A 12,815-nucleotide genomic window follows, 5' to 3' on the forward strand; every position below is an offset into this window, starting at 1 on the left:
CGTTCAGAACGGAAGGGCTTTGGGCCGGAAGGACTTGTACCACACGGCGATCATCATCCGCGTCAGCGTCACCGCGGTGATGACGGTGGTGAGGATGCCGAGGATGAACACGACCGCGAAACCCTTCACCGGGCCGGAGCCGAGGAAGAACAGGATCAGCGCCGCGATCGCCATGGTCGAGTTCGAGTCGATGATGGTGGCGAAGGCCCGGTCGAAGCCCGCCTGCAGCGCCGAGACCAGGGAGCGCCCGGCGCGGTGCTCCTCGCGCATGCGCTCGTAGATCAGCACGTTGGAATCCACCGCCGTGCCGATGGTGAGCACGATGCCAGCGATGCCGGGCAGCGTCATGGTGGCTTCCAGCACCGACATCAGGCCGAGGATGAGCCCGACGTGGACGATGAGGGCGATGTTCGCGATGAAGCCGAAGGTGCCGTAGGTCAGGAACATGAAGCCGACGACGAGGAGCCCGGCGACGCCGGTGGCGATCTTGCCGGCGCGGATCGAGTCGCTGCCCAGCCCCGGCCCGACGACGCGGCGCTCGACCACGGTGAACTTCGCCGGCAGCGCGCCGGCCCGCAGCAGGATCGACAGGTCGTTGGCCTGCTGCACTGAGAAGTTCCCGGTGATCTGACCGGAGCCGCCGGTGATCGCGGTGCGGATCACCGGGGCCGAGACCACCTCGTTGTCGAGCACGATCGCCATGCGGCGGCCGACGTTCTCCGAGGTCGCTTGGCCGAAGCGCTGGGCGCCCTTGAGGTTGAACTTGAAGCTCACCATCGGCTCGTGGGTCTGCTGGTCGAAGGCCGGCTGCGCGTCGGTCAGGTCGCCGCCGTCGGCCATCACCCGGCGCTCCACCGCCACCTTAGCGCCGCGCTCGTCGCGCGAGGGCAGCATGTCAACGTCGCCGGCCGGGTTGTCGGAGATCATCCGGAACTCGAGCTTGGCGGTCTTGCCCAGGAGCGCCTCGAGGCGCTCCGGGTCCTGCAGGCCGGGGACCTGGATCAGGATGCGGTCGGCGCCCTGCTGCTGGATCGACGGCTCCAGCGTCCCGGTCGAGTCGAGGCGGCGGCGGATGACCTCGATACCCTGCGTCACGGCGCGCCGCGTGCGCTCGTTGATGCCGGCATCCGTGAGCGCGAGGCGGATCAGGCCGTCGGGCTGCTCGGTGATGTCGAGCGTCCGCCCGCCGGTCTGGCCGACGAGCGGGTTCGAGATCGGCTGCGCCAGCTCCTGCAGCTTGGGCATCACCTTGGCGCGGGCGGCCGCGTCCGCGACGCGGACCTGGACGCCGCGCTGGAGGATGCCGATGCCGCCGTCGGCCCGCACGCTCTCGCGCTGGAGCACGCCGCGGACCTCGTCGCGCAGGGCCTTGGCCTGGGAGGCGACGAGCTCGGCCTGGTCGACCTCCAGCAGGAGCTGCGAGCCGCCCTGCAGGTCGAGTCCGAGCACGATCGCGCGGGTCGGCACGATCCAGGCGGGGAACCAGCCCGGCAGCGCGGCCATGAAGCCCTTGCGCTGCTCGGCCGAGAAGAAGCTCGGCACCGCGAGGCTGAGGCCGATCAGGATCGCGACGAGCGTCACGACGATTTTGGTACGGGAAAAGCGCAGCATCCGCCGACTCTGTTTTCTGCAGTCCTGCCGAGGGCTTGCCCCGGCATCCTGATCCGGCGGGTCCGGAGCCGTTCCCGATCGCGTCGCGATGGGGAACGGCTCCGGGCACTTGCCGTCCCACGCGCTCTCGGGCCGAACCGGCCCCGGCTTCGGCGGAGCGCGCCCTAGGCGGCCTTGACCGGCCCACCCTTGACGCGGACCTCGGAGATCATGGTGCGCACCACCTTGACCCGGACGTTCGGCGCGATCTCCACCTCGATCTCGGTGGCGTCGTCCAGCACCTTCACCACTCGGCCGACGAGGCCGCCGTTGGTGACGATCGTGTCGTCGCGGCGGACGTTCTTGACCAGGGCCTGATGCTCCTTGACCCGCTTCTGCTGCGGCCGCAGGATCAGGAAATACATGATCACGAAGATGAGGACGAAGGGAACCACCTGCAAGGCGATCTCGGCTCCGCCGGCAGCAGTGCCGGCCCCTTGCGCGAAGGCGGGGGTGATCAAGCGCGTCTCCTCATGTGACGTCGGGCCCGTGCGCGCCTGTCGGAAGCGTCGCCGGGCCTGTCTGAAAGCGCGCGGACTATAGCCAGAGGCGTTCCGAAAGCAACGCCGGGCGGCGCGACCCCCTCACATCGCCCGGACGATGAGCAGCACCGCCGCCACCGTCATGACGAGCAGGGTGACGAGGATGCCGCCGCCGCGGCAGGCGAACTGGCGCGGCGAGTTGACCGGCGCGAACATGCCGACCGGATGCAGCAGGCGCGCGATCAGGAGCAGCCAGAGCAGCGTCAGCACGATCCAATGCCGGGTCCCGCCCGCTTCGAGCAGGGCGATCAGGCCGAGCGTCAGCGGCACGTATTCCGAGAAGTTGCCGTGCGAGCGGATGCGACGCTGCAATCCGTCCCGGCCGCCATCCCCGACGAGGACGTTGCCGCTGACCCGGGCCCCCACCACCCAGCCGGACAGGCCGATGTAGATCAGGGCGAACAGGGCGGCGAAGAGGGCGGTGGTGGCGGGGAAGATCAAGGCGGGTCTCCGGCGTTGCGATGCGCCGACCAACGCGAGCGGGCTCCGGACGTTGCAGGCCGTGTCGCAGCTCGTGTTGCGAGTCGTGCCGAGCGCGCGTAGGCCCGTGCGGTCCTCGAAGAGCCATCCGAACCGATCCGCCATGACGCAAGCGACCACCCTCGAGACCCTGATGCCGCTGCTGGAGCGCATCGCCACGGCGCTGGAGCGGGCCGCCCCGCCCGCGCGACCGGTGACGGACATCACCTCCGCCGACGCCTTCCTGTGGGGCCCCGAGCGCCGGCTGATCCCGGTGCGCACCGTCAACCGCGTCGAGATGGGTCTGCTCACCGGCATCGACCGGGCGCGCGACACCCTGGCCGAGAATACCGAGCGCTTCGCGCGCGGGCTGCCGGCCAACAACGCGCTCCTCTGGGGCGCGCGCGGCATGGGCAAGTCGTCGCTCGTGAAGGCGGTGCATGCCGAGATCAACGCGCGCCGCGCGGCCGGCGCCCTGCCGATGAAGCTCGTGGAGATCCACCGCGAGGACATCGAGGCGCTGCCCGACCTGATGGCGACGCTCCGGTCCGACCCGCATCGCTGGGTGGTGTTCTGCGACGACCTCTCGTTTGATGGCGACGACACCTCGTACAAGTCGCTGAAGACGGCGCTCGACGGCGGCATCGAGGGACGGCCGGGCAACGTGCTGTTCTACGCCACCTCGAACCGCCGGCACCTGCTCGCCCGCGAGATGGTGGAGAACGAGCGCTCCACCGCGATCAACCCCGGCGAGGCGGTGGAGGAGAAGGTCTCGCTCTCGGACCGGTTCGGCCTGTGGCTCGGGTTCCACAAGTGCAGCCAGGACGAGTACCTGGCGATGATCCGCGCCTATGCCGAGCGCCACGCCCTTCCGGTCGAGCCCGACGCGCTCCGGGCCGAGGCGCTGGAATGGGCGACCACCCGCGGCTCGCGTTCCGGCCGCACCGCCTTCCAGTTCATCCAGGATCTGGCCGGGCGGCTCGGCCGGACCCTCGACTGATCGAAATCCCGTCGGCCGATCGGTTGCGGGCGCGTTGTCGACGCCGCAGGTGCATTCTCGACGCCGCAGGCGCATTTCTCGACGCCGCAGGCGCTTGCCTTGCGTCCGCTACGCCCGAGCTTGCACCTCGAGCGATCCGCCTCCCGGCGGACGAGCAGGCGGGACGGGGCTGACATCATGGGACTCTTCGACACGATCCGATCCGCTCTCGCCCGCGCGGAAGCCCGCATCGACGCGATCGGCGGCGACGGCCTGCCGATGTCCTTCGCCAAGATCTATCCCGGCGGCCTGCCGGCCTTCCTCGATGCCCTGCGCGCGGCGGGCCACGGCTCGGCCGTCGCCTCGTGGCTCGGATCCGAGGCGAACGTCGCCCTCCCCGCGGGCGCCTACGCCGCCCTGCTCTCGCCCGAGGCGCTGACGCGCTTCGCCGCCGACCTCGGCATCCCGGAAGCGCGCGTGCCGACGGCGCTCGCCGAGTTCCTGCCCGGTGCGGTCGACCGCCAGAGCCGGGACGGGACGCTCGCGCCGCAGCGGCAATTCTCGACGCAGGTGGCCTGACGCCGGCCGGCGGCTAGAGTGATGCGCGGATCACGGCGAGGAACCCAGCGATGAGCCTGTTCGATACCCTCAAGTCGGCGCTCGGCGGCAGCCTGGGCCAGGCCGCCGTCGAGGCCCTTCCCGGCATCGTCGAGCGGGTGCTGCCGGGCGGGCTTCAGGGGCTGCTGAACCAGCTCCAGAATTCGGGCTACGCCGCGCAGGTGAATTCTTGGCTCGGCCGCGGCCCGAACGCGCCGATCACCACCGAGGACCTGCGCAAGGTCCTGGACAACGAGCAGGTCCGGCAGATCGCCGACAAGCTCGGGATCCCGACCGACCAGGTCCTCGCGGTCCTGGCGAAGGTGCTGCCCGCGGCGGTCGACCAGCACAGCCCCGACGGGACGCTGCGCACGCCCGGCACCTGACGACGCGCCGAAACGCGAAAGGGCGGCCCTCGCGGACCGCCCTCGATCGTGGGTCTCGGGAAATCGCTCAGTTGCTGGCGAGCTGCGACATCGGGTCGATCGGCGCGCCGCTCTTGCGGATCTCGAAGTGCAGCTGGGGCGAGGTGACGTTGCCCGACGCGCCCGACTTGGCGATCGTCTGGCCGCGCTTCACCTTCTCGCCGGGCTTCACGTCGAGCTCGCCGTTGTGGGCGTAGGCCGACACGTACCCGTTCGAGTGCCGCACCAGCACGAGCTTGCCGTAGCCCTTCACGTCCGAGCCGGCATAGGCGACGGTGCCGTCCTCGGCGGCCTTCACCGCGGTGCCCTCGGGCACCGCGATGTTGATGCCTTCGTTGCCCGAGGAGCCGTAGCCGGAGATCACCCGGCCCTTGGCGGGCCAGCGGAATGTCTGGTCCGGCGCGGCCGGGGCGCTGGGGGCCGCGGCGGCGACCGAGCCGGTGCTGGCGGGCTCGACCTTCGCCACGGCGGCGGTCTTGACCGGCTCCGGCTTGGCGGCGGCGACCTTCTCGGCCGCGACCTTCTCCGAGGCCGCCTTCTCCGAAGCGGCCTTGGCGGCCTTCGCCTCGGCGACCTTCTTCGCCGCGTCCTTGGCGGCGTCGGCCTTGGCGGCGTCGACCTTGGCCTGCTTGGCCTCCGCCTCAACCTTGCGCGTCGCCTCGGCCTTGGTGTCGGGCTTCGTATCGGCCTTGGCGACCTGGCCGGGGCGCACGTGATGCTTCTTGGCGTCGGCCTCCTTGGCGGCGACGTCCTTGCGGGCCTTCTCCTCGGCGCGCTTGTCGGCGAGCTTCCTGGCCTCGGCCTCCTTCTGTGCCTCCTTGGCGGCTTCCTTGGCCGCCTCCTTGGCCGCCTCCTTGCGCTTGGCCTCCGCCTTCGTGTCGTCCTGGCGCTTGGCCTCCGCGGCCTTGATCCGCTCCGAGGGGGCGGCGGGAACGGCCCGCGCCGTCATCGGGGCGGCCGCCGGGTTCATGCCCGAGGCGCTGTAGACCGGGATGATCAGCTGGCGGCCGGGCGTCACCTGGCCGGCGCTGGTCAGGCCGTTGGCCGACAGGATCGCCGAGGCCGGCACGCCGAAGCGGGTCGACATCTGGTTGAGGCTGTCGTTCGGGGCGACGGTGATGGTGGTGCCCCCTTGCGCGTTCCAGCCGGGCGTGCCGGTGGAGGCGACGCGGGTCGTCTGCGCCATCGGCTGGGTCGGCACGCGGGCCGCCACCGGGCCGGGCCGGGGCGAGATCGCCGTCGGCGCGCCGAGCGCCTCGGACTGGATCCGGCCGGTGCGGATCGGCGGCGCCGACGGCATGTCCGGCAGGCTGCCCGTCGCCGCCGGCTCGCTCGCCATGTTCGACGCGAACGGGTTGGTGAAGGGGCTGTCGAGACGCGATGCGTCCGACGAGCAGGCGGCAGCACCGCTGCCGATAACTCCGATGAGAGCGAAGCGCGACAGCGTCTTCATCCTCCGACCAGTCCCGCGAACCCGCATCGACGCACCCGTTTGCCTGACGCAACTTGATGAGCCCATGAAAGCCGGATTCAGGTTAAACAACCGTTCCCGTTCACCACGTTCACGGCCGCGCGAGCACCATTTCGCTCTCGGGATCGCTGCTTAGGAATGCTTACCGCAGGCGGAGCGGCGAGCGCGATTGGTTAAAGCGCGGCGGCTCGTCCGGGCACCAGCGGCGCGAGGCGCAGGCGCGGTCCCGGCTCGACGACGAGGCCCTGCCCGTCATGCGTGGCCGCCATCAGCCCGCCCTCCGATCCGGCGACGAGGCGGCCGCCGGGCTTCAGCGCCGCGGCCCAGGATGCGGGCTGCTCCGCGACCGCACCGTGGACCAGGATGCGGTCGTAGCCGCCCCCCGCGGTGTCGGCGAGGCCGTCGCCCTGGAGCACGCGGGCGCGCCCTGCGAGGTTCGCGCTCGCCTGCCCAGCCAGCGTCGCGTAGCGCTCCAGGCTCGTCACCGCGCCGGCGCCGAGTTGCAGCAGCAGCGCCGTGACGTAGCCGGACCCGGTGCCGATCTCGAGGATCCGCATTCCGGGCTCGACCTTCAGCAGCGTCAGCATCGTCGCCACCGTGCTCGGTGCGGTCATCGCCGCGCCGCAGGGCAGCGGCAGGGAAAGGTCGCGCCGGGCGAAGTGGCGATACGCGGCGGGGGCGAACGCGGCGCGCGGCACCTGCTCCATCGCCCGCAGCACCGCCGTGTCGCGGGTGCCGCGCCCGCGCAGGGCTAGCACGAAGGCGGCGTTCTCGATCGCCCCGCCGAGGCCGGCATGGCCGCTCAAGCTCGCGCCGGCCTGGTCGTCGATCGCGTCCTCGTCGCTTCCGGTCATGGCGGCAGGTCGCCGATCCAGGCGAGGATGAGCGCCGCCAGCGCGTCCGGCGCCTCGAGCGGCAGCATGTGGCCGGCATCCGCGACCACCGCCATCGTCGCGCCGGGGATGCCGTCGCGCAGCTCCTCCGATTCCGCGATGCTGCGCAGGCGATCCCGGCCCGCCGCGATCACCAGCGTCGGGCAGCCGAGCGCGCCGAGCCGATCCGCGTCGCCGACCCGCTCGAGCCGGGATTGGCGCAGGAAGGCCTCGCGCCCGAGGCGCTGCCCCATCGCCCGGATGCGCTCGATCAGGGCCGCGTCCCCGGCCCGGTCCGGATGCACCGAGGCGGCCGCCGCCGCCCGGCTCAGGCCGCCGAAGTGCCCGGCCTCGACGCCCTCGATGGCGAGGCGCTTGGCGACCGCCTGCTTGCGCGAGTCGGATCGCGACGAGGTCGCGATCAGCACCAGCCCGCGCACCCGCTCCGGCGCGAGCCGCGCCGCCTCGCGGGCGACGTAGCCGCCCATCGAGAACCCGACGAGCACGAAGCGCGCCGGCGCCTCGGCGAGCAGCCGCTGCGCCATCGCCGGGATCGTGTCGTCGTGGGCGAGGCTCGCATGGTGGATCGGGCCTGCGGGCGCCAGCGCCTCGGCCATGTCGTCCCACAGGCTGGCATCGGCCATGTATCCGGGGATCAGGACGAGGCTCATCGGGCGAGTCTCCGGTTCGGGATGCGGTCGCCCCCGAGAGGATGTCCGCTTTCGGCCCCGTCGTTGCGGGGCGCCGCAGGCGAGCCCGGAATTCAGAACCGCCGAGGCTGCGGGATCCGCCTACTCCGCGAAGGCCTGGGCGAAGCGCGTCAGCGTCGGCTCGTCGGTGAGGTCGAGGCGCAGCGGCGTCACCGAGATGCGCTTCTCGGCGATCGCCTTCAGGTCGGAGCCGTTGCCCGGCTCGAACCGGGCCTTGGCGAAGGCGAGCCAGAAATACGGATTGCCGCGCCCGTCGGTGCGCGCGTCGATGGCGAGCAGCGCTTGATTGCGCTGCCCCTGCGCCGCCACGGCGATGCCGGCGACCTCCTCCGGCTCGCAATCGGGGAAGTTGACGTTGATCACGATGCCCGGCTCGATCCCGGTCTCGAGGATCTTCTTCACCACGATCGGCCCGTGATGGGCGGCGCATTGCCATTTCAGGTTGCCGCGGCCGCCGATCCCGTAGGCCTGCGACATCGCGATCGAGCGCACGTTGAGGATCGTGCCCTCCATCGCGGCGGCGATGGTGCCGGAATAGGTCACGTCCTCGGCGACGTTCTGGCCGCGGTTGACGCCCGACAGCACGAGATCCGGGCCGTGGTCGGCCAAGATGTGGCGCACGCCGAGGATGACGCAATCGGAGGGCGTGCCCTTCACCGCGAAGCGCTTCTCCGCGATGTGGCGCAGGCGCAGGGGGTCGTTCAGCGATAGCGAGTGCGAGACGCCGGATTGGTCGGTCTCGGGCGCCACCACCCAGACGTCGTCGGAGAGCGTCCGGGCGATGCCCTCGAGCGTTTCCAGGCCCGGCGCGTGGATGCCGTCGTCGTTGGTGACGAGAATGCGCATTACGGGCGTGGTCCTTCGATCCGGTTGAGGCCGCCCATGTAGGGCGCGAGCACGGACGGGATCGTGACGCTGCCGTCCGGGTTCTGATAGTTCTCCATCACCGCGATCAGCGCACGGCCGACCGCGACGCCCGAGCCGTTCAGGGTATGCACGAAGGCGGGCTTGCCGTCCTTACGGTACCGGGCATTCATCCGTCGCGCCTGAAAATCGCCGCAGACCGAGCAGGACGAGATCTCGCGGAAGGTCTTCTGGCCCGGCATCCAGACCTCGATGTCGTAGGTCTTCTGGCTGGCGAAGCCCATGTCGCCGGTGCACAGGGTCATCGTCCGGAACGGCAGGTCGAGCTTCTTCAAGACCGTCTCGGCGCAGGCCAGCATGCGCTCGTGCTCGTCCGCCGACTTCTCCGGGGCGGTGATCGAGACCAGCTCGACCTTGTTGAACTGGTGCTGCCGCAGCATCCCGCGGGTGTCGCGCCCGGCCGCCCCGGCCTCCGCACGGAAGCAGGGGGTCAGGGCCGTGAAGCGGAGCGGCAACTCGTCTTCCGCTAGGATGGATTCGCGGACGAGGTTGGTGAGCGGGACTTCGGCTGTGGGGATGAGCCAGCGCGAACTCTGGTCAAGCCAATCCTGAACTCCGCCCGAAATGAAGTCGGTTGCTTCGCGTTGATGGCCCGCGACGGCAATGATCGAGCCAACGCTGCGACGAATGTCTTCAATGGTCGAACCGTCGTTAACGGCGAACTGGTCATCGCGAAACTTCGGCAGCTGCGCCGTGCCGAACATCGCCTCGTCGCGCACCAGGATCGGCGGCGCGACCTCGAGATAGCCGTGCTCCTGCGTGTGCAGATCGAGCATGAACTGCCCGAGCGCCCGCTCCAGCCGGGCGATCTGGCCCTTGAGCACGACGAAGCGGGAGCCGGAGATCTTGGTCGCGGTCTCGAAATCCATCAGGCCGAAGGCCTCGCCGAGCTCGAAATGCTGGCGGCCCTCGGTGAGCGTTTCACGCGCGGACGCGAAGCGCCGGTATTCGACGTTGCCGTGCTCGTCGGCGCACTCGGGCACGTCGGCCTTGGGCCGGTTCGGGATCGCGGCGAGCCGGTCGTCGAGGGCCTTGGCGGCCTCGGACTGCGCCGTCTCCAGAGCAGGTGCGGCCTCCTTGAGGCCGGCGACCTCGTCCATCAGCGCGGCGGCGCGGGCCTCGTCCTTCGCCTTCTTGGCGGCGCCGATCTCCTTGGCCCGCGCGTTGCGGCGCTCCTGATTCTCCTGCGCCGCCGACACGGCCGCCTTGCGGGCGTCGTCCAACGCGATCAGCTCGGCCGAAAGTGGGCTGAGGCCGCGACGGGAAAGGTCGCGGTCGAAGGCTTCCGGGTTGTCCCGGATGGCGCGGATGTCGTGCATGGGCTGGCTCGGGTCGTGCGGACGGGCACGCTTTGCAGCATCGGTCCGCGCGCGACAAGGCTGCGGCGGGCGATGGCGGGCACGCGCGTCCGCCGTGGACACCGCCCGGCCCGCTTCCGGTCAGGGCATCGAGATGATGCGTCTCGTGACGCCCTCCGCCGAAATCTTTCCCGTCAGCCCGGGGCGCCGAAGGCGAGCCTCGAATCGAGAACCGCAGGTCGGAATTCGGCTTGGCACCCTCGGCGGCTCTGGATCCCGGACCCTGTCGGCGGGAGCCGGCGCTTCGCAACCCCGGCGGTCAGGCCGCCAGACGCCGGCGCTCCGGGGCGTCCTGGGCATCCGACGCGGCTTCGGTCTCCGCGGCGAGGCGCACCCGCTCCTGCTCCTCGCGAAAGCTCGCCAGGATCGCTTCGGGCAGCGCGTCGAGGATGGCGCCGACCGGGTCAGTGCGCGGCTCCCGCTCGGCGACGATGTCGGCCTCGGGCGACGCCACGTCCGTGAAGCGCCGGTCGCCGATGCGGTCGCGAGGGTCGAGCGCGATGCGGTCCAAAGCCGTCGGCTCGGGAATGTCGTCGGCCGCGAGCCGGAGCGTGGCCGCCTCCTGCGCCGCGCGCCATTCCGCGGCAGCCTCGTCGGCCTCGCGGCGGGCGGCCTCGCGCGCCAGGGCCTCCTCGGCGATGGCGCGGGCGACCGCGCGGGCCTCGTCGCGGGCGGCCTCGGCCTCGTAGCGCGTCAGCAGCGCCATCACCCCCTGCATCTCGGAGAACGGCATGTCCTCGCAGGCGGTGATCGCCCGCTCGATCATCCGCCGCGACAGGCCGACGCCGCGCAACGTGCTGGTGCCGTCGGCGGCCTCGCGCCAGGCCGAGAGCGCGGCCACCACTGCGGGCAGCAGCGCTTCGGCGAGGCCGGCGCGGCGATGCAGGTCGGCGATCCCGCGCGGCTCGCGCAGCAGCGTGCCGACGCGGGCGTGCTCCAGGCCGGTGAGGTCGGCGAACGCGGTCTCCGCAAAGGCCATCTGCCCCGAGAGGATCGCCCGCAGGATCAGGCCGGCATTGAGCTGGCCCGTGGTGCGCAGGTGCTTGACGATCCGCGCGGTGGCGGCGGCGCCCGCGCCGTCGCAGAGCTCCAGCACCGTGCGCTCGCCGGCCTCGCGGCTCATCCGGGCGCTGCGGTCGGGCGAGAGCCAGCCGCACGCGGTCACGAAGTCCGACAGGGTCCGGGCGAGCCGGGCGCCGACGGCGTGGCGCACCTCGATCGGCAGGTCCGCCCGCGCCAGCAGCGCCTCGCGCACGCCGGCGTCGCCGCCGTGGCGCTCGACCATGCGCAGCATGCGGCCCGTGGTGATGCGCGCCGTCGGGTTGCGGGCCAGCACCGCGAGGGTGTCGCCGCCGCCGATCTCGGCCAGGGCCCCGGCCACGGCGTGCGAGAGGTGATGGCGCGCGGCGATCGTCGCGCGGATCGTCTCGCAGCCCATCGCGGCGGCGTCCACGAGGTCGGCATCGGTCAGGACCGGCGATGCGGCGAGCACCAGGCAGGCGACCTCGGTCTGGTCGGAGGCCAGGGCCACGACGAGGGGGCGCGGCGCACGCGCCGAGGCGGCGCAGGCCTCGGCCATGGCGCGGCGCACCACCGGGGCCGGGTCGTCGAGCAGCGCCAGGATCGCCGTCTTGGCCTCCCAGGCGGCATCCGCCTCGAGGTTGCCGTACAGATAGGCCCGCGTCAGCGCGGAGGCGGCCTCGGCCCGGCGCCCCGCCGAGGTGGACTGGGTGCAGGCGAGGAACTGGCGGATGTTCATGGGCCGCTCCGGTTCGTGAACAACGACGCGTTGGGGGCGGCGGCAAGCGACGCCGCGAATTCGGCCGGCCGGCGCGGCGGCAGCGGCGGATCGACGAGCGCGCGGCCTGCCGGAATCGCCGCGGCGATGGCGCCGGTGGTCTCGGGGTCGGCCGAGGCGACCGCCGCGACCGGCACGGTGGAGTCGAGGCTCGGGTCGGAGCGCGGGAAGTAGCTCGGGGCCGGCCGGGCGGCCGCCGCCGCGCGGCCCTGGAACAGCTTGGCGACGCCCTCCGAGAGGGCGCCCTGGCGCCGGTCGGTCTGGAACAGGGTGCGCAGGTCGCCCCCGACCGCGGCGTAGGCGCTCGCCGCCGCCGGCGGGGCGACGGCGGCGCCCTGCGTCAGCAGGGTCACGTCGCTGGCGGCGGTGCGGCCGGAGCCCGCCGCGGAGAGGCTGGCATAGAGCTCGGCGGTGGTGCGCGGCCGGCCGGTGCGATCGTAGAACAGGCCGCGGTTGGCGGCGGCGGCCTCCGGCATGTCGAGGGCGGCCGCCCGGTCCGGAGTCGCCCGCGCGGCCGCGATCAGCGTTGTCGCGCCCTTCGCCCCGAGCACGTGGGCGGCGTAGAGGTCGCCCGCGGTCGGCTCGCGCCCGAGCGCCGCCGACAGCGCCTCGCCGTTCTTCTGGGTGAAGGCGCCCGCGAGCGAGGCGGCGATCTTCGGGTCGCGCCGGAGGTCGAGGATCGCCTGGCGCTGGCCGGCATCCGCGACGGTGTAGCTGCCGTCCGGCCGCGCGACGATGGCGTCGGCGTAGGCCTGGAGGCCGAGCTTCGGCCCGGCGGACTTCATCACCCCGAGCCAGGTCTGCTCGATGAACTGGAACAGGCCGGTGGCGGTCGAGGTGCCGGCCTTGGCCGAGGGATCGAGGGCGGATTCGCGCTGCGCCGTGGCGAGCAGGTAGTCGAAGCCGACGCCGCTGCTCTGGGCCCCGTCGCGGATCGCGTCGACGACCGCGCCCTGCGGACCCGCGGCCCGCGGCGGCGCTGCGGCTGGCTGGGGGTTCGAAGGCGTGGTGAACAGGAACATCGATCGCC

13 protein-coding genes are annotated in these 12,815 nt (G+C 72.0%); 3 read left to right on the forward strand and 10 right to left on the reverse strand.

Features of this window, described 5'->3' with window-relative positions; all coding sequences use genetic code 11:
* Window positions 1-3 precede the first annotated feature (3 nt).
* The 3 genes from secD to ACFZ8E_RS15900 all read right to left on the reverse strand — a co-directional run bounded on the left by secD (window position 4) and on the right by ACFZ8E_RS15900 (window position 2,633).
* On the reverse strand, window positions 4-1,611 hold the full coding sequence (gene secD, locus ACFZ8E_RS15890) for a protein translocase subunit SecD (RefSeq protein WP_405043231.1): 1,608 nt from the start codon (window positions 1,609-1,611) through the stop codon (window positions 4-6).
* A gap of 164 nt (window positions 1,612-1,775) precedes the next feature.
* Entirely contained in the window at window positions 1,776-2,111 is a 336-nt protein-coding gene (gene yajC, locus ACFZ8E_RS15895; protein WP_147727777.1) for a preprotein translocase subunit YajC, read from the reverse strand.
* Window positions 2,112-2,234: 123 nt separating this feature from the next.
* On the reverse strand, window positions 2,235-2,633 hold the full coding sequence (locus tag ACFZ8E_RS15900) for an MAPEG family protein (protein ID WP_405043232.1): 399 nt from the start codon (window positions 2,631-2,633) through the stop codon (window positions 2,235-2,237).
* A 142-nt stretch (window positions 2,634-2,775) separates the two neighbouring features.
* Here ACFZ8E_RS15900 and ACFZ8E_RS15905 point away from each other — a divergent pair, with 142 nt between their 5' ends.
* The 3 genes from ACFZ8E_RS15905 (at window position 2,776) to ACFZ8E_RS15915 (ending at window position 4,613) form a co-directional block, all read left to right on the forward strand.
* On the forward strand, window positions 2,776-3,651 hold the full coding sequence (locus tag ACFZ8E_RS15905) for an ATP-binding protein (protein ID WP_147727779.1): 876 nt from the start codon (window positions 2,776-2,778) through the stop codon (window positions 3,649-3,651).
* A gap of 177 nt (window positions 3,652-3,828) precedes the next feature.
* The gene (locus tag ACFZ8E_RS15910; protein ID WP_405043233.1) at window positions 3,829-4,209 is read left to right on the forward strand and encodes a YidB family protein; all 381 of its coding nucleotides are present in this window, start codon (window positions 3,829-3,831) and stop codon (window positions 4,207-4,209) included.
* A gap of 50 nt (window positions 4,210-4,259) precedes the next feature.
* Complete coding sequence (locus tag ACFZ8E_RS15915) at window positions 4,260-4,613, forward strand: YidB family protein (RefSeq protein WP_147727781.1); 354 nt, start codon at window positions 4,260-4,262, stop codon at window positions 4,611-4,613.
* A gap of 67 nt (window positions 4,614-4,680) precedes the next feature.
* On the opposite strand, the gene ACFZ8E_RS15920 is transcribed toward ACFZ8E_RS15915, so the two are convergent.
* The 7 genes from ACFZ8E_RS15920 to ACFZ8E_RS15950 all read right to left on the reverse strand — a co-directional run bounded on the left by ACFZ8E_RS15920 (window position 4,681) and on the right by ACFZ8E_RS15950 (window position 12,807).
* Window positions 4,681-6,105 carry a peptidoglycan DD-metalloendopeptidase family protein gene (locus tag ACFZ8E_RS15920; RefSeq protein ID WP_243987420.1) on the reverse strand — a complete coding sequence of 475 codons (1,425 nt, stop codon included), beginning with the start codon at window positions 6,103-6,105 and terminating at the stop codon, window positions 4,681-4,683.
* Between the two features lie 191 nt (window positions 6,106-6,296).
* Entirely contained in the window at window positions 6,297-6,977 is a 681-nt protein-coding gene (locus ACFZ8E_RS15925) for a protein-L-isoaspartate O-methyltransferase family protein (protein WP_405043234.1), read from the reverse strand.
* On the reverse strand, window positions 6,974-7,666 hold the full coding sequence (locus tag ACFZ8E_RS15930; RefSeq protein ID WP_243932181.1) for an alpha/beta fold hydrolase: 693 nt from the start codon (window positions 7,664-7,666) through the stop codon (window positions 6,974-6,976). The genes ACFZ8E_RS15925 and ACFZ8E_RS15930 overlap by 4 nt, the downstream gene beginning before the upstream one ends.
* A 120-nt stretch (window positions 7,667-7,786) precedes the next feature.
* On the reverse strand, window positions 7,787-8,551 hold the full coding sequence (surE, locus tag ACFZ8E_RS15935; protein WP_147728726.1) for a 5'/3'-nucleotidase SurE: 765 nt from the start codon (window positions 8,549-8,551) through the stop codon (window positions 7,787-7,789).
* Window positions 8,551-9,948, reverse strand: a complete 1,398-nt coding sequence (serS, locus tag ACFZ8E_RS15940) for a serine--tRNA ligase (RefSeq protein ID WP_405043235.1) — start codon at window positions 9,946-9,948, stop codon at window positions 8,551-8,553. Before serS ends, surE begins: the two co-directional genes overlap by 1 nt.
* Before the next feature lie 298 nt (window positions 9,949-10,246).
* Window positions 10,247-11,746 carry a DUF2336 domain-containing protein gene (locus ACFZ8E_RS15945; RefSeq protein WP_147858664.1) on the reverse strand — a complete coding sequence of 500 codons (1,500 nt, stop codon included), beginning with the start codon at window positions 11,744-11,746 and terminating at the stop codon, window positions 10,247-10,249.
* Entirely contained in the window at window positions 11,743-12,807 is a 1,065-nt protein-coding gene (locus ACFZ8E_RS15950) for a lytic transglycosylase domain-containing protein (protein WP_405043236.1), read from the reverse strand. The genes ACFZ8E_RS15945 and ACFZ8E_RS15950 overlap by 4 nt, the downstream gene beginning before the upstream one ends.
* Between the last annotated feature and the right edge of the window lie 8 nt (window positions 12,808-12,815).

Origin of the sequence: Methylobacterium sp. HMF5984 (assembly GCF_045033435.1) — a bacterium.
GTDB lineage: Bacteria > Pseudomonadota > Alphaproteobacteria > Rhizobiales > Beijerinckiaceae > Methylobacterium.

Coding starts and splice junctions, on each gene's coding strand:
- ACFZ8E_RS15905 (WP_147727779.1), top strand. CDS start 2,776: ATGACGCAAGCGACCACCCTCGAGACCCTGATGCCGCTGCTGGAGCGC.
- ACFZ8E_RS15920 (WP_243987420.1), bottom strand. CDS start 6,105: ATGAAGACGCTGTCGCGCTTCGCTCTCATCGGAGTTATCGGCAGCGGT.
- ACFZ8E_RS15915 (WP_147727781.1), top strand. CDS start 4,260: ATGAGCCTGTTCGATACCCTCAAGTCGGCGCTCGGCGGCAGCCTGGGC.
- ACFZ8E_RS15945 (WP_147858664.1), bottom strand. CDS start 11,746: ATGAACATCCGCCAGTTCCTCGCCTGCACCCAGTCCACCTCGGCGGGG.
- surE (WP_147728726.1), bottom strand. CDS start 8,551: ATGCGCATTCTCGTCACCAACGACGACGGCATCCACGCGCCGGGCCTG.
- ACFZ8E_RS15950 (WP_405043236.1), bottom strand. CDS start 12,807: ATGTTCCTGTTCACCACGCCTTCGAACCCCCAGCCAGCCGCAGCGCCG.
- ACFZ8E_RS15925 (WP_405043234.1), bottom strand. CDS start 6,977: ATGACCGGAAGCGACGAGGACGCGATCGACGACCAGGCCGGCGCGAGC.
- secD (WP_405043231.1), bottom strand. CDS start 1,611: ATGCTGCGCTTTTCCCGTACCAAAATCGTCGTGACGCTCGTCGCGATC.
- ACFZ8E_RS15910 (WP_405043233.1), top strand. CDS start 3,829: ATGGGACTCTTCGACACGATCCGATCCGCTCTCGCCCGCGCGGAAGCC.
- serS (WP_405043235.1), bottom strand. CDS start 9,948: ATGCACGACATCCGCGCCATCCGGGACAACCCGGAAGCCTTCGACCGC.
- ACFZ8E_RS15930 (WP_243932181.1), bottom strand. CDS start 7,666: ATGAGCCTCGTCCTGATCCCCGGATACATGGCCGATGCCAGCCTGTGG.